This is a genomic window from Streptomyces sp. KR55 (assembly GCF_052245645.1).
GTDB lineage: Bacteria > Actinomycetota > Actinomycetes > Streptomycetales > Streptomycetaceae > Streptomyces > Streptomyces flavusporus.
In genome coordinates this window covers 1-17,424 of record NZ_JBQQCE010000186.1, presented here as the reverse complement: position 1 = coordinate 17,424, position 17,424 = coordinate 1, and the positions used below count along the sequence as shown (strand labels likewise).

General features: G+C 69.9%; 15 protein-coding genes, 2 pseudogenes and 1 riboswitch. Of the genes and pseudogenes, 7 read left to right on the top strand and 10 right to left on the bottom strand.

Annotated elements, in window-relative coordinates; genetic code table 11:
* The 7 genes and pseudogenes from ACTWQJ_RS25835 to ACTWQJ_RS25805 all read right to left on the bottom strand — a co-directional run.
* Positions 1-125, bottom strand: a pseudogene (locus ACTWQJ_RS25835) (sensor histidine kinase KdpD); the annotation flags it as partial.
* Between the two features lie 2 nt (positions 126-127).
* A complete protein-coding gene (locus ACTWQJ_RS25830; RefSeq protein WP_443308957.1) occupies positions 128-811 on the bottom strand; it encodes a response regulator in 684 nt (227 codons plus the stop codon).
* 112 nt (positions 812-923) lie between these two features.
* The gene (locus ACTWQJ_RS25825; protein WP_443308956.1) at positions 924-1,592 is read right to left on the bottom strand and encodes a potassium-transporting ATPase subunit C; all 669 of its coding nucleotides are present in this window, start codon (positions 1,590-1,592) and stop codon (positions 924-926) included.
* 5 nt (positions 1,593-1,597) lie between these two features.
* Positions 1,598-3,739 carry a potassium-transporting ATPase subunit KdpB gene (gene kdpB / locus ACTWQJ_RS25820; protein ID WP_443308955.1) on the bottom strand — a complete coding sequence of 714 codons (2,142 nt, stop codon included), beginning with the start codon at positions 3,737-3,739 and terminating at the stop codon, positions 1,598-1,600.
* Positions 3,739-5,400, bottom strand: a complete 1,662-nt coding sequence (kdpA, locus tag ACTWQJ_RS25815; RefSeq protein ID WP_443308954.1) for a potassium-transporting ATPase subunit KdpA — start codon at positions 5,398-5,400, stop codon at positions 3,739-3,741. Before kdpA ends, kdpB begins: the two co-directional genes overlap by 1 nt.
* A gap of 8 nt (positions 5,401-5,408) precedes the next feature.
* Complete coding sequence (kdpF, locus tag ACTWQJ_RS25810) at positions 5,409-5,498, bottom strand: K(+)-transporting ATPase subunit F (protein ID WP_018566520.1); 90 nt, start codon at positions 5,496-5,498, stop codon at positions 5,409-5,411.
* A gap of 257 nt (positions 5,499-5,755) precedes the next feature.
* Positions 5,756-5,959: pseudogene (locus ACTWQJ_RS25805) on the bottom strand (hypothetical protein); the annotation flags it as partial.
* A gap of 191 nt (positions 5,960-6,150) precedes the next feature.
* Here ACTWQJ_RS25805 and ACTWQJ_RS25800 point away from each other — a divergent pair.
* Complete coding sequence (locus ACTWQJ_RS25800; protein WP_443308953.1) at positions 6,151-6,708, top strand: hypothetical protein; 558 nt, start codon at positions 6,151-6,153, stop codon at positions 6,706-6,708.
* A gap of 138 nt (positions 6,709-6,846) precedes the next feature.
* Positions 6,847-8,802, top strand: a complete 1,956-nt coding sequence (locus ACTWQJ_RS25795) for an amino acid transporter (RefSeq protein ID WP_443308952.1) — start codon at positions 6,847-6,849, stop codon at positions 8,800-8,802.
* A 36-nt stretch (positions 8,803-8,838) separates the two neighbouring features.
* Here ACTWQJ_RS25795 and ACTWQJ_RS25790 read toward each other — a convergent pair whose 3' ends face one another.
* Positions 8,839-9,375, bottom strand: a complete 537-nt coding sequence (locus ACTWQJ_RS25790; protein ID WP_443308951.1) for a DUF1707 SHOCT-like domain-containing protein — start codon at positions 9,373-9,375, stop codon at positions 8,839-8,841.
* 103 nt (positions 9,376-9,478) lie between these two features.
* Here ACTWQJ_RS25790 and ACTWQJ_RS25785 point away from each other — a divergent pair, with 103 nt between their 5' ends.
* The 4 genes from ACTWQJ_RS25785 to ACTWQJ_RS25770 all read left to right on the top strand — a co-directional run bounded on the left by ACTWQJ_RS25785 (position 9,479) and on the right by ACTWQJ_RS25770 (position 12,750).
* Positions 9,479-9,874 (top strand): TOBE domain-containing protein, encoded by a 396-nt coding sequence (locus ACTWQJ_RS25785; RefSeq protein WP_443308950.1) that lies wholly within the window; start codon positions 9,479-9,481, stop codon positions 9,872-9,874.
* Between the two features lie 157 nt (positions 9,875-10,031).
* Positions 10,032-10,838, top strand: coding sequence for a molybdate ABC transporter substrate-binding protein (gene modA / locus ACTWQJ_RS25780; RefSeq protein ID WP_443308949.1), 807 nt, complete (start codon positions 10,032-10,034; stop codon positions 10,836-10,838).
* Entirely contained in the window at positions 10,835-11,665 is an 831-nt protein-coding gene (locus tag ACTWQJ_RS25775) for an ABC transporter permease (RefSeq protein WP_443308948.1), read from the top strand. The genes modA and ACTWQJ_RS25775 overlap by 4 nt, the downstream gene beginning before the upstream one ends.
* Positions 11,662-12,750: an ABC transporter ATP-binding protein gene (locus tag ACTWQJ_RS25770; RefSeq protein ID WP_443308947.1), complete on the top strand. Its 1,089-nt coding sequence runs from the start codon at positions 11,662-11,664 to the stop codon at positions 12,748-12,750. Before ACTWQJ_RS25775 ends, ACTWQJ_RS25770 begins: the two co-directional genes overlap by 4 nt.
* A gap of 236 nt (positions 12,751-12,986) precedes the next feature.
* Here ACTWQJ_RS25770 and gcvP read toward each other — a convergent pair whose 3' ends face one another.
* Positions 12,987-15,872 (bottom strand): aminomethyl-transferring glycine dehydrogenase, encoded by a 2,886-nt coding sequence (gcvP, locus tag ACTWQJ_RS25765; protein ID WP_443308946.1) that lies wholly within the window; start codon positions 15,870-15,872, stop codon positions 12,987-12,989.
* 176 nt (positions 15,873-16,048) lie between these two features.
* Positions 16,049-16,144, bottom strand: a riboswitch (glycine riboswitch).
* 113 nt (positions 16,145-16,257) lie between these two features.
* Between gcvP and ACTWQJ_RS25760 the strand changes: the two genes are divergently transcribed.
* Complete coding sequence (locus ACTWQJ_RS25760; protein ID WP_206306766.1) at positions 16,258-16,629, top strand: PRC-barrel domain-containing protein; 372 nt, start codon at positions 16,258-16,260, stop codon at positions 16,627-16,629.
* Here ACTWQJ_RS25760 and ACTWQJ_RS25755 read toward each other — a convergent pair.
* The coding region (locus ACTWQJ_RS25755) for a DinB/UmuC family translesion DNA polymerase (RefSeq protein WP_443308945.1) at positions 16,551-17,424 on the bottom strand (874 nt) is incomplete at its 5' end. The two genes, ACTWQJ_RS25760 and ACTWQJ_RS25755, sit on opposite strands and share 79 nt — an antisense overlap.

The following is a 17,424-nucleotide window of genomic DNA, read 5'->3' as shown; positions in this document are numbered from 1 at the left end:
TCCACGAACGCCACCACGCAGTCCGTGCCCCGCTCCACCCGCCGGTGCGCCTCGGACAACATCGCGTACGTCTTGCCCACCCCCGGCGCCGCACCCAGGTAGATCCGAAGCTTGCCGCGTGCCATGTTCATCCTTCGAAGCGGTAACCCATGCCGGGTTCGGTGACGAGGTGACGGGGGTGCGAGGGGTCCGCTTCGAGTTTGCGGCGCAGTTGGGCCATGTAGACCCGAAGGTAGTTGGTCTTGTTGCTCTGGGAGACACCCCAGACCTCCTGGAGCAGGTGCTTCTGTGTGATGAGCCGGCCGGGGTTGGTGACCAGGATCTCCAGCAGATGCCATTCGGTCGGGGTGAGCCGTACGTCGTGTCCGTCCCGGACCACCTTCTTGGCGAACAGGTCGATGGTGAACCCGTCCGTCTCCACCACCGTCGTCTCCGGGGCGAGCGGGGTGTCCTCGGTGCGGCGGACGGCGGCCCGCAGCCGGGCCATGAGCTCGTCCATGCTGAACGGCTTGGTGACGTAGTCGTCGGCGCCCGCGTCCAGCGCCGCCACCTTCTCGTCCGACGCCTGACGCGCCGACAGCACCAGGATCGGGACACGGGTCCAGCCCCGCAGTGCCTTGATCACGTCGACGCCGTCCATGTCGGGCAGTCCGAGGTCGAGCATCACGACGTCGGGCCGGCGTGCGGCGGCCAGTCGCAGGGCGGTGGCGCCGTCGGGCGCGGCATCCACGCCGTACCGGCGTGCCTGCATGTTGATCACGAGGGCCCGTACGAGCTGCGGATCGTCCTCCACCACCAGCACACGGGTCATGGGTGTGCGCCTTTCCGGTCGTACCGGGGGCCGTGGGCTTCATGGCGGCAGGAGCCGACGGAACCGGGATGTGCTCCGGGCCGCCGGCTCCCGCTCGGGTCGGGTGACGCCATCAGCTCTTCGCCACAAGTTCCTTGAGCGCGATGTTGAGTTCGAGGACGTTCGCCCGGGGCTCGCCGATGAAGCCGAGGGTGCGGCCCTCGGTGTGCTCGTCGACGAGCTTCTGGACCTCGGCGACGGGCAGCCCGTTCTGCTCGGCGACCCGGTGCACCTGGAGGTCGGCGTACTGCGGGGAGATGTTCGGGTCCAGGCCGGACCCGGACGACGTCACGGCGTCGGCGGGCACCTCGGACGGCTTGACCGTGTGGCCGGGGACCGAGTTGTCCTTGATGACCGCGGCCTTGGCGTCCTTCACCCACTGGATGAGCTCTTCGTTGTCGCCGGACCGGTTGGTCGCGCCGGACAGGATGAGCTTGTACTGGGTGTTGACGCTGTTGGTGCCGAGGCCGTTCTGCGGGCGTCCCTGGAACCACTTCAGGTCCGGCTCCGGTGTCTCCTGACCCTCCTTCAACGGCAGGTGGTACGCCTGCCCGATCAGCGACGAGCCGACGACCCGGCCGTTCGCCTCGATCTCCGAGCCGTTCGCCTTGTTGTTGAACAGCCCCTGGGCGATGCCGGTGACGACCAGCGGGTAGATGACGCCCGTCACCAGGGTCAGCACGAGGAGGGCGCGCAGTCCCGCGCCGAGCAACCGGGCGGTGTTGGTAACCGAGTTGTTCATGGCGATCAACCGATTCCGGGGATGAGGGAGATGAGCAGGTCGATGATCTTGATGCCGATGAACGGCGCTATGAGTCCGCCGAGACCGTAGATCGCGAGGTTGCGGCGGAGCATCCGGTCGGCGCTGACCGGCCGGTACTGCACGCCCTTCAGGGCGAGCGGCACCAGCGCGATGATGATCAGCGCGTTGAAGATGACGGCCGACAGGATCGCGGAGTCCGGCGAGGACAGGCCCATGATGTTGAGCTTGTCCAGGCCCGGGTAGACGGCCGCGAACAGCGCCGGGATGATCGCGAAGTACTTCGCGACGTCGTTGGCGATGGAGAACGTCGTCAACGCGCCCCGGGTGATGAGGAGTTGCTTGCCGATCTCGACGATCTCGATGAGTTTCGTTGGGTTGGAGTCGAGGTCGACCATGTTGCCGGCCTCCTTGGCGGCCGACGTACCCGTGTTCATCGCCACGCCGACATCCGCCTGGGCCAGGGCCGGGGCGTCGTTGGTGCCGTCGCCGGTCATGGCGACGAGCTTGCCGCCGGCCTGCTCCCGCTTGATGAGGGCCATCTTGTCCTCGGGGGTGGCCTCGGCGAGGAAGTCGTCGACGCCGGCCTCGTCCGCGATGGCCTTGGCGGTCAGCGGGTTGTCACCCGTGATCATGACGGTCTTGATGCCCATGCGGCGCAGTTCCTCGAACCGCTCGCGCATGCCGTCCTTGACGACGTCCTTGAGGTGGATGACACCCAGCACCCGGGCCCCGGCGCTGTCCTCGACGGCCACCAGGAGCGGCGTACCGCCCGCCTCGGAGATCGTGTCGGCGAGCGTGTCCGCGTCCTCGGCGACCACGCCGCCGCGTTCCTCGACCCAGGTGATCACCGAACCGGCCGCACCCTTGCGGATCCTCCGGCCGTCGACGTCCACACCCGACATCCGGGTCTGGGCGGTGAACTCGATCCACTCGGCACCGGCCAGTTCGCCCTGGTGGCGCTCGCGCAGGCCGTACTTCTCCTTCGCCAGTACGACGATGGAGCGGCCCTCGGGCGTCTCGTCGGCCAGCGACGACAGCTGGGCGGCGTCCGCGACCTGGGCCTCGGTCGTGCCGCGCACCGGCACGAACTCCGCCGCCTGGCGGTTGCCGAGCGTGATGGTGCCGGTCTTGTCGAGCAGCAGCGTGGAGACGTCACCGGCGGCCTCGACCGCACGGCCCGACATGGCGAGCACGTTGCGCTGCACCAAGCGGTCCATGCCGGCGATGCCGATCGCGGACAACAGCGCGCCGATCGTCGTCGGGATGAGGCAGACCAGCAGGGCGACCAGCACGACCATCGTCAGATGGGTGCCCGCGTAGTCGGCGAACGGCGGCAGGGTCGCCACCGCGAGGAGGAAGACGATCGTGAGGGACGCCAGCAGGATGTTCAGCGCGATCTCGTTCGGCGTCTTCTGCCGCGCGGCGCCCTCGACGAGGCCGATCATCCGGTCGATGAAGGTCTCGCCCGGCTTCGTTGTGATCTTGATGACGATCCGGTCGGAGAGCACCTTCGTACCGCCGGTGACCGCGCTGCGGTCGCCGCCGGACTCGCGGATGACGGGCGCCGACTCACCGGTGATCGCCGACTCGTCGACGCTCGCCACACCCTCGACGACGTCACCGTCGCCGGGGATGATGTCGCCGGCCTCGCAGACGACCAGGTCACCGATCCTCAGCTCGGTACCCGGCACCCGCTCTTCACGGCCGTCGACGAGCCGTCGGGCGACGGTGTCCGTCTTGGCTTTGCGCAGGGTGTCGGCCTGTGCCTTGCCGCGGCCCTCGGCGACCGCCTCGGCCAGGTTGGCGAAGATCACCGTCAGCCACAGCCAGGCGCTGATCGTCCAGCCGAACCAGTCGCCCGGGTCCGTGAAGGAGAAGACGGTGGTCAGGACGGAGCCGATCCACACCACGAACATCACGGGCGACTTGACCATCACCCGTGGGTCGAGCTTGCGGAAGGCGTCCGGCAGCGACTTCACGAGCTGCTGGGGGTCGAAGAGGCCCGCGCCGACACGGCCTTCGGGGGACTTGTGCCCGGTGGGTACGTCGCTGTGCGGCGCCCGGGTCGGAGTGGTGGGGGACGCTGTGGACATGGTGTCCTCTTGATTCGCTGTACGAGTGGTCATCACGCCAGCCCATCGGCCAGCGGCCCGAGCGCGAGGGCCGGGAAGTACGTCAGACCGGTGATGATCAGGATCGCGCCCACCAACAGGCCCGTGAACAGCGGCTTCTCGGTGCGCAGGGTGCCCGCGGTGACGGGCACCGGCCGCTGCTCGCCGAGCGATCCGGCGAGCGCCAGCACGAACACCATCGGCACGAACCGGCCGAGCAGCATGGCGATGCCGAGGGTGCTGTTGAACCACTGCGTGTCCGCGTTCAGACCGGCGAAGGCCGAGCCGTTGTTGTTCGAGGCGGACGTATAGGCGTAGAGGATCTCGGAGAATCCGTGCGCCCCGCTGTTGGTCATGGAGTGCGCAGGGGTCGGCAGCGCCATCGCAAAAGCGGTCAGGATGAGCACCAGCGCCGGGGTGACCAGGATGTAGCAGGCCGCCAGTTTGATCTCGCGGGTGCCGATCTTCTTGCCCAGGTACTCGGGCGTCCGGCCGACCATCAGACCGGCGATGAACACCGCGATGATCGCCATGATCAGAATGCCGTAGAGGCCGGAGCCGACACCGCCGGGCGCGATCTCGCCCAGCATCATGCCGAGCAGGGTGATGCCGCCGCCGAGGCCGGTGTACGAGGAGTGGAAGGAGTCCACGGCGCCGGTGGAGGTGAGCGTGGTCGACACCGCGAAGATCGACGAGGCGCCGATGCCGAAGCGGACCTCCTTGCCCTCCATCGAGGCGCCGGCGATCTCGAACGCCGGGGCGCGGTGCGCGAACTCGGTCCACCACATCAGCCCGATGAAGGCGATCCAGATGGTGGCCATGGTCGCGAGGATCGCGTAGCCCTGCTTGACCGAGCCGACCAGCACACCGAAGGTGCGCGGCAGCGAGAACGGGATGGCGAGCAGCAGGAAGATCTCGAAGAGGTTCGTGAACGGGGTCGGGTTCTCGAAGGGGTGGGCGCTGTTGGCGTTGAAGTAGCCGCCGCCGTTGGTGCCCAGCTCCTTGATGGCCTCCTGCGAGGCGACCGCGCCGCCGTTCCACTCCTGCGAGCCGCCCATGAACTGGCCCACCTCGTGGATGCCGGAGAAGTTCTGGATGACGCCGCAGGCGACCAGCACGATCGCGGCGACGAACGCCAGCGGCAGCAGGATGCGTGTGACACCGCGCACCATGTCCGCCCAGAAGTTCCCGAGTTCACCGGAGCGCGACCGCGCGAAGCCCCGTACGAGAGCCACGGCGACGGCCATGCCGACGGCCGCGGAGACGAAGTTCTGCACCGCCAGACCGCCGGTCTGCACGACATGGCCCATGGCCTGTTCGCCGTAGTACGACTGCCAGTTGGTGTTGGTCACGAAGGACACGGCGGTGTTGAACGCCTGGTCCGGGTCGATCGAGGAGAAGCCGAGCGAGCCGGGCAGGACACCCTGGAGCCGCTGCAGCAGATAGAGGAAGAGGACACCAGCCGCCGAGAAGGCGAGGACACCGCGCAGGTACGCGGTCCAGCGCATCTCGGTGTCGGGGTTGGCGCCAATGCCCTTGTAGATCCACTTCTCGACGCGCCAGTGCCGCTCGGAGGAGTAGACCTTGGCCATGTAGTTGCCGAGGGGGACGTGGATGATCGCCAGCGCGCCTGTGAGAGCGAGCAGCTGGAGGACGCCGGCAAGGACGGGACCCATGTCAGTGCTCAGAACCTCTCCGGGAAGATCAGGGCGAGGACGAGATAGCCCAGCAGGGCGACGGCCACGATCAGGCCGACGACGTTTTCGGCGGTCACAGCTTCGTCACCCCCTTGGCGACGAGGGCCACCAGCGCGAAGAGCGCGACCGTGGTGACGACGAAGGCCAGATCGGCCATCGTGAGCTCCTGGAGTCGAGGTTCGGTGGAACGTGCGGTTGGACGTGCGGTTGGACGTGCGGTTGAACAAGGACGGATTTGAGGAAACCGCGTCTGTGGCCGGATTCGACCGTCATTGACGGCTCCCTTACGGGGCACTGCGCGGCTTTGACGGGACTCTTACGGCACCTGTCACGGTCAGGTCAGCCGGAACCGCAGACGGCAGATCACCACGTCGGTCTCCCGACGCAGCCTGACCAGCGGCACGCCGGGGTCCCACTCGGCCCAGGCGTGCTCGAGGGCGTGCAGTTGGGCCCGGTCCTCGGGGTCGGGGTGGCAGACGGTGACCGCGCCGACCTCGTCGCCCAGGGATGCAGCGGCCGTCAGGGCCTGAGAGGTGAGCGCCGGCCCGGCCCGCGCTGCTCGCGCCAGTGCCGGACCATGCCGATCAGGACGAAGATCGAGCCGGCGAAGACGAGGATGCGCGGGCGGCTCGGCGCCCCGCAGGGACGGCGTCAAGAATCGACCGGGCGCCCGTCAGAGTCCCGTCAAGCGAGGTCGACCCGGCTCACCCAGTACCTAGCGTCAGCGGCATGGAACCCCCCGACGACGTGCGACACGATCTCTCCCCCGCGTCCGAACGGCCCTCCGGCACCGAGGCGTACGACCACGGCTGGGCACGGGACGTGCGCAGCGCGGTCCGCTGCGCGGCCGTACTCCTGACCCTGCTGCTCCTCATCGCCTGGGGCGCCGGCACCCTCACCCCATGGCGCACCGTCCTCTGGTGCACCCTCGCGGCGCTGCTCTTCGCGGTGCTGTGTCCGCCCCACGTCTCGGCGGGCGCGGGCTGGCTGCGGTCGCGTTCGCTGCTGCGCACCCGGACCGTCCGCACGGACCTGCTGGTGTCGGTCCGCTGCCTGGACGGCGTCGCCCAGCGGCTGGTGCTGCGCGACGCGTTCGGCGAGCGCGTCGAGATCCCCCCGCAGGTCCTCGTCGCCAACCCCGACCTCTGGTACCGCCTCGACGAGGACGCCCACACGTCGGAGGCGCGCGGGTCGCTGCTGTGCGGCGCCACCGCCCTGCACCGCGTGTCGGAGCGGATCGACCGCGAGACCGCGCGGAGGGTGTTCAAGATGTCGGGGCTCGAATGACCCTGCCCACAGGCCGTTCTTAACGGAAGCTTGACGCCGATGGACCCGTCGTGCGTGGGCCCATGCGTCACTCTCCGCATACGCTGAGGGCTCCGTCCGCGTGATGGCCGGAACCGCACGTACATCAGGAGCACGCCGATGGCCACCACCGAGCATCCGCCGCCCAGTCGCCTGCGCGCCTGGATGCTGGAGGGGCTGTCCGACATCGGCAAGGGCGGCGGCCCTCAGGGACCCCACGCCCAGCCGGCGCCCCCACACGAGGGCCAGCCCTGGTACCGCGTGATGTGCCTGACCGGCGTGGACTACTTCTCGACCCTCGGCTACCAGCCCGGCATTGCCGCGCTCGCGGCCGGTCTGCTGTCGCCCGTCGCGACCATCGTGCTGGTGATCGTCACCCTGGCGGGCGCGCTGCCGGTGTACCGGAGGGTGGCCGAGGAGAGCCCGCACGGACAGGGCTCGATCGCGATGCTGGAGCGGCTGCTCACCTTCTGGAAGGGCAAGCTCTTCGTCCTGACCCTGCTCGGCTTCGCCGCCACCGACTTCCTGATCACCATCACCCTCTCGGCCGCGGACGCCTCGACCCACCTGGTGGAGAACCCGCAGCTGCACGATGCGCTGCACGACAAGCAGATGCTGATCACCCTCGTGCTCATCGCGCTGCTCGGCGCGGTGTTCCTCAAGGGCTTCCTGGAGGCGATCGGCGTCGCGGTGGCTCTGGTGGGGGCCTACCTGGCGCTGAACGCCGTCGTCGTGATCGTCGGCCTGTGGCACGTCATCACCGAGGGGCATGTCGTCACCGACTGGTCGAACGCCCTGACCGCCGAGCACGGCAACGTCTTCGTCATGATCGGCATGGCCCTGATCGTCTTCCCGAAGCTCGCCCTGGGCCTGTCCGGCTTCGAGACCGGCGTCGCCGTGATGCCGCACGTCAAGGGCGAGGCGGGGGATACCGAAGAGGACCCCGAGGGCCGGATCCGGGGCACCAAGAAGCTGCTCACGACGGCCGCCCTGATCATGAGCGGCTTCCTGATCACGACCAGTTTCATCACCGCCCTCCTGATCCCGGAGCAGGAGTTCGAGGAGGGCGGCAAGGCCAACGGCCGCGCCCTCGCCTATCTGGCGCACGACTACCTGGGCAACGCCTTCGGCACGGTCTACGACGTCTCGACGATCGCCATCCTGTGGTTCGCCGGCGCCTCCGCGATGGCCGGACTGCTCAACCTGATGCCCCGCTATCTGCCCCGCTACGGCATGGCCCCGCACTGGGCCCGCGCCGTGCGCCCGATGGTCATCGTCTTCACCCTGATCGGCTTCCTGGTCACCTGGATCTTCGACGCCGACGTCGACGCCCAGGGCGGCGCGTACGCCACCGGCGTGCTGGTGCTGATCAGCTCGGCCGCGATCGCGGTGACCATCGCCGCGCGCAAGGCCGGCCAGCGCAACTGGACGATCGCCTTCGCGGTGATCTCGGCGGTGTTCCTCTACACGACGGTCCTGAACATCATCGAGCGCCCGGACGGTGTGAAGATCGGCGCCTGCTTCATCGCGGGCATCATGATCCTCTCCCTGGCCTCCCGGCTGGCCCGCGCCTTCGAGCTGCGGGTGACCAGCGTGACGCTCGACGACATGGCGGAACGATTCGTCCGGGACATCGCCAGCCGCAAGATCCGGTTCATCGCCAACGAGCCCGACCGGCGCGACATCGCCGAGTACCGCGACAAGATCGAGCAGATCCGCCAGGACAACGACGTCCCCGGCCACGAGGACTTCGTCTTCGTCGAAGTGACGGTCACCGACCCGTCCGAGTTCGAGTCCGGTCTGACGGTGCGCGGCGAGGTCATGCACAACCGCTACCGGGTCCTGACGCTGGAGTCCTCCTCCATCTCCAACTCCCTGGCCGCGCTGCTTCTGCACGTCCGCGACACCACCGGCTGCATCCCGCACATCTACTTCGAGTGGACCGAGGGCGACCCCTTCGCCAACTTCCTACGCTTCTTCCTCTTCGGCCAGGGCGAGATCGCCCCGGTCACCCGGGAGGTGCTGCGCGAGGCGGAACCGGACCCCGCACGCCGGCCACGCGTGCACACGGGCTGAGCGGTCAGCGCCGGAAGCCTCGCCGAGGAGCGCGTGTCACGACCCGGCCGTAGTTGAGCCGACCGCACACCTCCACAGCATCACGGGCCCGTCCGCACCTCTGGACCCGCGCGTCCTGATCGTGGAGTAGTCCGTGACCAGGGCGTCGGTGTCCACCACGACGCCCGGCCGCGTCACCAGCCGCAGCGTGCCGCCCTGCATGTCGAGCTCGATGCGCAGGGTGTCGTACGTGATGACGGCCTCGGTGAAGTCGAGCGTCACGTCCCCCCAGGTCGACTCGATCGCCAGCCGCCGCGGCACCGCCCAGGCACCGTCCCGCCGGACCGAGCTGCCCTCCTGCTCGATACGGACGACATCCTTCGCCTGGGCCACGACGGGCAGATCGCCGGTCAACGCGGCCAACTCCCCCATGGTCCGGGCAGACAGCGCGGCCCCGACCCGTTCGTCGAGCTCCTCGGCGGTCAGCCGGCCGTCCCCCGCGGCAGCGGTCAGCACCTCCACGACGCGGTCCCGGTCCGCATGCGAGGCCCGCACCTCGGACGACGTACCCGAACCCAAGAGCTCGGCTGACATACCCTCACCCCGATCACCCATCACGGACTAACGCTATATCGCGTTATACCCAATGGCCAACCCCGCGTCCCCCATGCACGCCTGCCGCCCTATCGTGACCGGCATGCACTCCTACACGATCGGCCAGGCCGCACGCCTGCTCGGCGTCAGCCCCGACACCGCACGCCGCTGGGCCGACGCCGGCCGGGTGGCGACCCATCGAGACGACAGCGGACACCGGCTCATCGACGGGCGGGACCTGGCCGCGTTCTCGGTCGAGCTCGCCAAGTCCGGCAGCGGCGAGGAGGAGGCCCCGTACACCTCGGCCCGCAACGCCTTCCCCGGCATCGTGACCGCTATCAAGCTCGGCGATGTCGCGGCCCAGGTCGAGATCCAGGCTGGTCCCCACCGGCTGGTCTCCCTGCTCACCCGCGAGGCCGTCGAGGAACTCGGCCTGGAGGTCGGCATGGAGGCGACGGCCCGCGTGAAGTCGACGAACGTCCATATCGACCGCACCTGACACACCCCCGAGCCGCACATGCGATCGCTCATCCTGCACTCGCCTCGATCGTGCAATGCGACAGGTGGCTTATGCCTCGCATCTGCGCCAGTATGATCGACGCATCGGAAGAGTCCGGCGGGCTCTTCCTCCAGCGGACAGAGGGAGTGGACCCGTGATGCCCCGTCCCCAACGCCGGGCCCTGCGGGCGGCCGGTGCCGGAGCCGCCGCGCTGCTGGCGCTGAGCGCCTGCTCCTCCTCGTCCGATTCCGGCTCCTCGGCCGCCGGGTCCGACGCGTCGGATCGGCTCACCGGCGAGGTGACCGTCTTCGCGGCCGCTTCGCTCGAGGAGAGCTTCACGACGCTGGGCAAGGAGTTCGAGAAGCAGCACCCGGGCACGAAGGTCACCTTCAGCTTCGGCGGCAGCGACTCCCTCGCGGCGAGCATCACCGGCGGCGCCCCGGCGGACGTCTTCGCCGCCGCCAGCCCCAGGACCATGGCGATCGTCACCGACGCCGGCGACGCCTCCGGCACCCCGACCACCTTCGTCCGCAACCAGCTGGAGATCGCCACCCTGCCGGGCAACCCCGACAGGATCTCCTCCCTCGAGGACCTCACCGAGTCCGGGCTGAAGGTCGTGCTGTGCGACGAGTCGGTGCCGTGCGGCGCCGCCGCGCAGAAGGCGCTGGACGCGAGCGGGCTGAAGCTCACCCCCGTGTCCTACGAGCAGGACGTCAAGAGCGCCCTGACGAAGGTGGGGCTGAAGGAGGCCGACGCGGCGCTCGTCTACAAGACCGATGTGAAGGCGGCGGGTGACAAGGTGGAAGGCGTGGACTTCCCCGAGTCGGCCGATGCCATCAACGACTACCCGATCGCCCTGCTCAGGGACGCGCCCAACGCCGAGGCGGCCAAGGCCTTCATCGACCTGGTGAAGTCCGCCGAGGGGCAGAAGGTGCTGACCGGGGCCGGGTTCCTCGCGCCGTGACGGAAACCCTCAAGGGCGGCCCCCGGCGGGGCCGGCTCCGCAAAGGCACCCGCGGGGTACCGCTGCCCCTGCTCCTTCCGGCGCTGGCAGGCCTGGCGTTCCTGGTGCTGCCGCTGATCGCCCTGCTCGTACGCACTCCCTGGCGCACCCTGCCGGATCAGCTCACCAGCCCCGAGGTGTGGGAGGCCCTCCGGCTGTCCCTGTTCTGTGCCACGGCGGCGACCGCCCTGAGTCTGGTGATCGGAGTCCCGCTGGCCTGGCTGCTGGCCCGCACGGACTTCCCCGGCCGCCGACTGGTCCGCGCCCTGGTGACGCTGCCGCTCGTGCTGCCGCCGGTGGTGGGCGGTGTGGCACTGCTGCTTGCGCTCGGCCGCAACGGCGTCGTCGGGCAGTGGCTCGACTCCTGGTTCGGGATCACCCTGCCGTTCACCACCGCGGGCGTGATCCTCGCGGAGACGTTCGTGGCGATGCCGTTCCTCGTCATCAGCGTGGAGGGCACCCTGCGGGCGGCCGACCCCCGCTTCGAGGAGGCGGCCACGACCCTGGGCGCCTCCCGTTTCACCGCCTTCCGCCGCGTCACCCTGCCGCTGATCGCCCCGGGCATCGCCGCCGGCGCGGTGCTGGCCTGGGCCCGGGCACTCGGCGAGTTCGGGGCGACGATCACCTTCGCGGGCAACTTCCCGGGCCGTACCCAGACCATGCCGCTCGCGGTGTACCTGGCCCTGCAGAACGACCCGGCCGCGGCGATCGCCCTCAGCCTGGTCCTGCTCGCCGTGTCCATCGCCGTCCTCGCCGGCCTGCGCGACCGCTGGATGACCGCCTCATGACCCACCTCGACGACTCCACCGCCCTCACCTCCGGTGACGTGCACGGCGAGGGGCTCGACGCCCATCTCGTCGTCGACCGCGGCCCCTTCCGCCTCGACATCGCGCTCACCGCAGCACCCGGCGACGTCGTCGCCCTGCTCGGCCCCAACGGCGCCGGAAAGACGACCGCCCTGCGCGCCCTGGCCGGCCTCGCCCCGCTCACGGCCGGCCATCTCCGGCTGGACGGCACCGAGTTGGACCGTACGCCGCCCGAATCCCGGCCGGTCGGCGTCGTTTTCCAGGACTATCTGCTCTTCCCTCATCTGACGGCCCTGGACAATGTGGCCTTCGGACCTCGCTGCCACGGCGCGACCAAGGCGGAGGCCCGCGCGCAGGCCGCCGCGTGGCTGGACCGCATGGGCCTCGCCGACCACGCCGGCGCCAAACCCCGCCGCCTCTCCGGCGGCCAGGCCCAGCGCGTCGCCCTCGCCCGCGCCCTGGCCACGCACCCCCGGCTGCTGCTCCTCGACGAGCCCCTCGCCGCCCTGGACGCACGCACCCGCTTGGAGGTGCGTGCCCAACTACGGCGCCATCTCGCCGACTTCGAGGCCGTGGCGGTACTGGTCACGCACGATCCGCTGGACGCCATGGTCCTGGCCGACCGGCTCGTGGTCGTCGAGCACGGCCGGATCGTCCAGGAGGGCACGCCCGCCGACATCGCCCGCCGCCCCCGCACGGACTACGTGGCCCAACTCGTCGGCCTGAACCTCTACAAGGGCAGAGCCACGGGCCACACCGTCCACCTGGATGCCGGCCCCGCCATCACCACCACCGAGGACCTCACGGGCCCGGTCTTCGTGGCCTTCCCGCCCGGCGCCGTCACCCTCTTCCGGGACCGCCCCACCGGTGCCAGCGCCCGCAACCTCTGGCGCTGCGAGGTCACCGGCCTGGAGACCCACGGCGACCAGATCCGCGCCGCCCTCACCGGCGAGCTCCCCCTCACCGCCGACCTCACCACGGTCGCGGCCGCCGAGCTCGACCTGCACCCCGGCGCCCCGGTCTGGGCCACGGTCAAGGCCGCCCAGACGCACGCCTACCCGGCCTGAAACGAGGTGCGGGCCCCAAGGGCCTGTCCGGCGGATCCTGTCGCAGACGCGGGGTCTGGCACGCCCATCTGCGGCGTTGTCGTCGGTTGTCGACTCCCCCACGCTCGACTTCGCTCGCGCGGGGGCACCCCCATCGGCCCGCTCCCCTGCGCTTAAGGGCGCCGCCGATTTCCTGCGACCTGATCCGCCGGACAGGCCCTGGCATCGAACGGCGGGGCCCGCACCTGCGTACTCGGTCAGTCCTCGTACGCGTCCAGCGGCGGGCAGGAGCAGACCAGGTTCCGGTCGCCGAAGGCCTGGTCGATACGGCGCACCGGCGGCCAGTACTTGTCCGCAGCCGAGACACCGTCCGGGAAGACGGCCTCCGTACGGCTGTAGGCGTGCTCCCACTCACCGCCGAGCGCGGCGGCCGTGTGCGGGGCGTTCCGCAGCGGGTTGTCGTCGGCCGGCCACTCACCCGAGCCGACCTTCTCGATCTCCGCCCGGATCGCGATCATCGCCTCGCAGAACCGGTCGAGTTCAGTCAGGTCCTCGGACTCGGTCGGCTCGATCATCAGCGTCCCGGCCACCGGGAAGGACATCGTCGGCGCGTGGAAACCGTAGTCGATCAGCCGCTTGGCGATGTCGTCGACGCTCACGCCGGTCGCCTTGGTCAGCGGTCGCAGATCGATGATGCACTCGTGCGCGACCAGCCCGCCGGGGCCGGTGTAGAGCACCGGGTAGTGCGGTTCGAGCCGCTTGGCGATGTAGTTGGCGCTCAGGACCGCCACCTGCGTGGCCCGCTTGAGCCCCTCACCGCCCATGAGCCGGACGTACGCCCACGAGATCGGCAGAATGCCCGCGGACCCCCACGGCGCGGCCGAGATCGGGCCCACACCGGTCTCCGGACCGGCCTCCGGCTGGAGCGGGTGGTTCGGCAGATACGGCGCCAGGTGCGACCGTACGGCCACCGGGCCGACGCCCGGACCGCCTCCGCCGTGCGGGATGCAGAACGTCTTGTGCAGGTTGAGGTGCGAGACGTCACCGCCGAAGTGCCCCGGCTTGGCCAGCCCGACCAGGGCGTTGAGGTTGGCGCCGTCGACGTACACCTGCCCGCCGGCCTCGTGCACCTGCGCGCAGATCTCGGAGACGTGCTCCTCGAAGACCCCGTGCGTGGAGGGGTACGTGATCATCAGCACCGCCAGTTCGTCGCGGTACTGCTCGATCTTGGCCCGCAGATCCTCGACGTCGATCTCACCGTCCTCGGCGGTCTTCACGACGACGACCTTCATCCCGGCCATCACGGCGCTGGCGGCGTTCGTTCCGTGCGCGGAGGACGGGATGAGGCACACGGTCCGCTGCTCGTCGCCGTTAGCCCGGTGGTACCCGCGCACCGCGAGCAGACCGGCCAGCTCGCCCTGCGAGCCGGCATTGGGCTGCAGCGACACCTTGTCGTAGCCGGTGACCTCGGCGAGACGTTCCTCCAGCTCACGGATGAGGGTGAGGTAGCCCTGCGCCTGCTCGGCGGGTGCGAAGGGGTGCAGCTGCCCGAACTCGGGCCAGGTGACCGGCTCCATCTCGGTGGTCGCGTTGAGCTTCATGGTGCAGGAGCCCAGCGGGATCATGCCGCGGTCCAGCGCGTAGTCGCGGTCGGCGAGCCGGCGCAGGTAGCGCAGCATCGCGGTCTCGGAGCGGTGCTGGTGGAAGACGGGGTGGGTCAGGTAGTCGTCGGTGCGCAGCAGCGCGGCCGGCAGCGCGTTCTCGGTGCCGGCGTCCAGGGCGTCGACGTCGCCGTCGACCCCGAACGCGGCCCACACGGCGCTCAGTTGGGCCCGCTTCGTGGTCTCGTCGCAGGCGATCGAGACGTGGTCGGCGTCCACGAGGTGCAGGTTCACGCCGCGGTCTCGCGCGGCCGCGACGACATCGGCCGCCCGGCCCGGCACCCTTGCGGTGAGCGTGTCGAAGTAGGCGCCGTGGACGGTCTCGACGCCGCCGTCGCGCAGCCCCGCGGCGAGGATGGCGGCGTATCGGTGGGTGCGCCTCGCGATGCCCTTCAGGCCCTCGGGCCCGTGGTGGACGGCGTACATCCCGGCCATGACGGCGAGCAGCACCTGGGCGGTACAGATGTTGCTGGTCGCCTTCTCCCGGCGGATGTGCTGCTCACGCGTCTGCAGTGCGAGCCGGTAGGCCTTGTTCCCGTCGGCGTCGACCGAGACGCCCACGAGGCGGCCGGGCAGGCTGCGGGCGAACTTCTCCTGCACGGCCATGTATCCGGCGTGCGGCCCGCCGAAGCCCATCGGCACGCCGAACCGCTGGGTCGTACCGACGGCGATGTCCGCGCCGAGCTCGCCCGGCGACTTCAGCAGCGTCAGCGCCAGCAGGTCGGCTGCGACGGTGACCAGTGCGCCCAGCTCGTGCGCCTGGTCGATGACCGGCTTGATGTCGCGTACGGCCCCGGAAGCGCCCGGGTACTGGATGAGCACGCCGTTGATCTCACGCTCGGCGATCTCGGCCGGGATGCCGTCACTGAGGTCGGCGACGACGACCTCGACGCCGGTCGGCTCGGCGCGGGTCTCGATCACCGCGATGGTCTGCGGGAACGCGTCCGCGTCGACCAGGAAGAGGCCCTTCTTGTTCTTGCCCATGCGCCGGGACAGGGCCATGGCCTCCGCCGCCGCCGTGCCCTCGTCGAGCAGCGAGGCGCCCGAGGTCGGCAGCCCCGTGAGGTCGGCGACCACGGTCTGGAAGTTCAGCAGCGCTTCGAGCCGCCCCTGCGAGATCTCCGGCTGGTACGGCGTGTAGGCGGTGTACCAGGCCGGGTTCTCCATCACGTTGCGCAGGATGACAGGTGGGGTGAACGTCCCGTAGTAGCCGAGCCCGATCATGGAGTGGAGGACCTGGTTGCGGTCGGCGAGCGAGCGCAGCTCGGCCAGCACCTCGGCCTCGGTCCGCGCACCCGGCAGGTCCAGGGCGTCGGCGTTCTTGATCACATCCGGTACCGCGGCGGCGGTGAGCTCGTCGAGCGAGCCGTAGCCGACCTGCGCGAGCATCTTGGCCCGCGCCTCCTGGTCGGGCCCGATGTGGCGCTGCTCGAAGGGCGTGCCCTGTTCGAGCTCGGAGAGCGGAATGCGATGGGCGGTCATTGCGGAGGCCTCCTGGTCTGACGCGACCTTCGAGGGGCACCACGGCGCGGGTACCCCGGCGGCCTCCCCCTCTGTCATCTCAACCTGAGAGCTTCACCGGACCGTCCGAGGACGCCCGGCTTGCACCGTCGGTGAGAGCGGAAGCCGTCGACACCCGCTCTGCTTTCCAGAGTGACCTCGTCCGTGCGGTACGTGGGCCTGAGAGATTCCGGGGAGGATTTGCTCCTTCGGCGCCTCCGATGGTGTCCGGAGGACTCTCCCGCACGGGGTCAGCAGCCGTTTGCCAGACTACCAGCGAGGTCAACGCCCGGCGTTCGAGTGGCCGCGTGCCCCAATGTGCTCTTTCGTAGTGCTTACGGATGAGTTGCGAGCAAGTGGAGGGCCCGTGCAGACCGACATCGATCCGCGCAACCTGATCGGCCGCAAGGCCTTCGACCGCAACGGCAACAAGATCGGCACGATCGACGAGATCTACCTCGACGACGCAACCGGCGTCCCGGAGTGGGCCGCGATACGCACCGGCCTGTTCAGCAGGGACGCCTTCGTGCCGCTCGAGCCCAGCGAGCTGATCGAGGGCAGCCTGCACGTCCCCTTCGACCGCGCCCTGATCAAGGACGCCCCCGACTTCGGCGTGGGCCGTCATCTCTCCCCGGAGCAGGAACTCCAGCTCTACCACCACTACGGCCTCGACGTGGCACCTCCGCCCCGGCTCCCGGACCACGACTTCGGCAAACTGGCAGGCACGGACGATTCCTGACCGCAGGGCTCACCCCCGACCGACGATCCCCCCTCCGTACCCGAAGCCACCCGCTCCCCGGGTCTTCGCGCCACCAATGGCAGCGGATCCGCCGGCTCCAGCGCGGGATCGTCGATCCGGAACGTCCGCACCCGCCCGGTCTCCGAGGCGGGCGTCTCGAACCGCACGGTCACCCTCCCCAGCCCGCTCCCCTGCACCCACCCGTGCCCGTACTCGGCGTGCCGTACGTCGTGCCCCGCGGGCCATCGCCGCTCGACCGGCACGGCCGCACCCTGCACGGGCTCGTCCACCACGTCCTCCGCCGGCCCCTCCGCCCGCTCCCCCGCGGCCTGCGCGAACAGATCCTCCTGCGTGTAGTCGGCGAGCCCGCTGACCCCCACTCCGAGCAGCCGTACGCCGCCCGTGGTGTCCACGGAGTCCAGCAGCCGGGCCGCGGCCTCGCGCACCACCGCCGGATCGTCCGTGGGCCCGCGCAGCGTCTCGGACCGGGTCAGCGTGGAGAAGTCGTACCGCCGCACCTTCAGCACGATCGTCCGCCCCGACAGACCTGCGCCGCGCAGCCGCCGCACACACCGGTCCGCGAGTCGCTGCACCTCCAGCCCCACCCGGACCCGGTCATGGATGTCCATGTCATAGGTGTCCTCGACCGACACCGACTTCGTCTCCCGCTCGGCGACCACCGGCCGGTCGTCGCGGGCCAGCGCCATGGCGTACAGCGCGTGCCCGTGCGCCTTTCCCAGAAGTCGTACGAGCTCATCCTCGCCCGCCTCGGCGATCTCGTCGATCGTGGTGATA

What these genes read in the sequence shown, in the direction of transcription:
- modA (WP_443308949.1), top strand. Translation starts at nt 10,032, where the DNA reads ATGCCCCGTCCCCAACGCCGGGCCCTGCGGGCGGCCGGTGCCGGAGCC.
- ACTWQJ_RS25830 (WP_443308957.1), bottom strand. Translation starts at nt 811, where the DNA reads ATGACCCGTGTGCTGGTGGTGGAGGACGATCCGCAGCTCGTACGGGCC.
- ACTWQJ_RS25825 (WP_443308956.1), bottom strand. Translation starts at nt 1,592, where the DNA reads ATGAACAACTCGGTTACCAACACCGCCCGGTTGCTCGGCGCGGGACTG.
- ACTWQJ_RS25785 (WP_443308950.1), top strand. Translation starts at nt 9,479, where the DNA reads ATGCACTCCTACACGATCGGCCAGGCCGCACGCCTGCTCGGCGTCAGC.
- gcvP (WP_443308946.1), bottom strand. Translation starts at nt 15,872, where the DNA reads ATGACCGCCCATCGCATTCCGCTCTCCGAGCTCGAACAGGGCACGCCC.
- ACTWQJ_RS25790 (WP_443308951.1), bottom strand. Translation starts at nt 9,375, where the DNA reads ATGTCAGCCGAGCTCTTGGGTTCGGGTACGTCGTCCGAGGTGCGGGCC.
- kdpB (WP_443308955.1), bottom strand. Translation starts at nt 3,739, where the DNA reads ATGACCACTCGTACAGCGAATCAAGAGGACACCATGTCCACAGCGTCC.
- ACTWQJ_RS25800 (WP_443308953.1), top strand. Translation starts at nt 6,151, where the DNA reads ATGGAACCCCCCGACGACGTGCGACACGATCTCTCCCCCGCGTCCGAA.
- ACTWQJ_RS25795 (WP_443308952.1), top strand. Translation starts at nt 6,847, where the DNA reads ATGGCCACCACCGAGCATCCGCCGCCCAGTCGCCTGCGCGCCTGGATG.
- kdpA (WP_443308954.1), bottom strand. Translation starts at nt 5,400, where the DNA reads ATGGGTCCCGTCCTTGCCGGCGTCCTCCAGCTGCTCGCTCTCACAGGC.
- ACTWQJ_RS25770 (WP_443308947.1), top strand. Translation starts at nt 11,662, where the DNA reads ATGACCCACCTCGACGACTCCACCGCCCTCACCTCCGGTGACGTGCAC.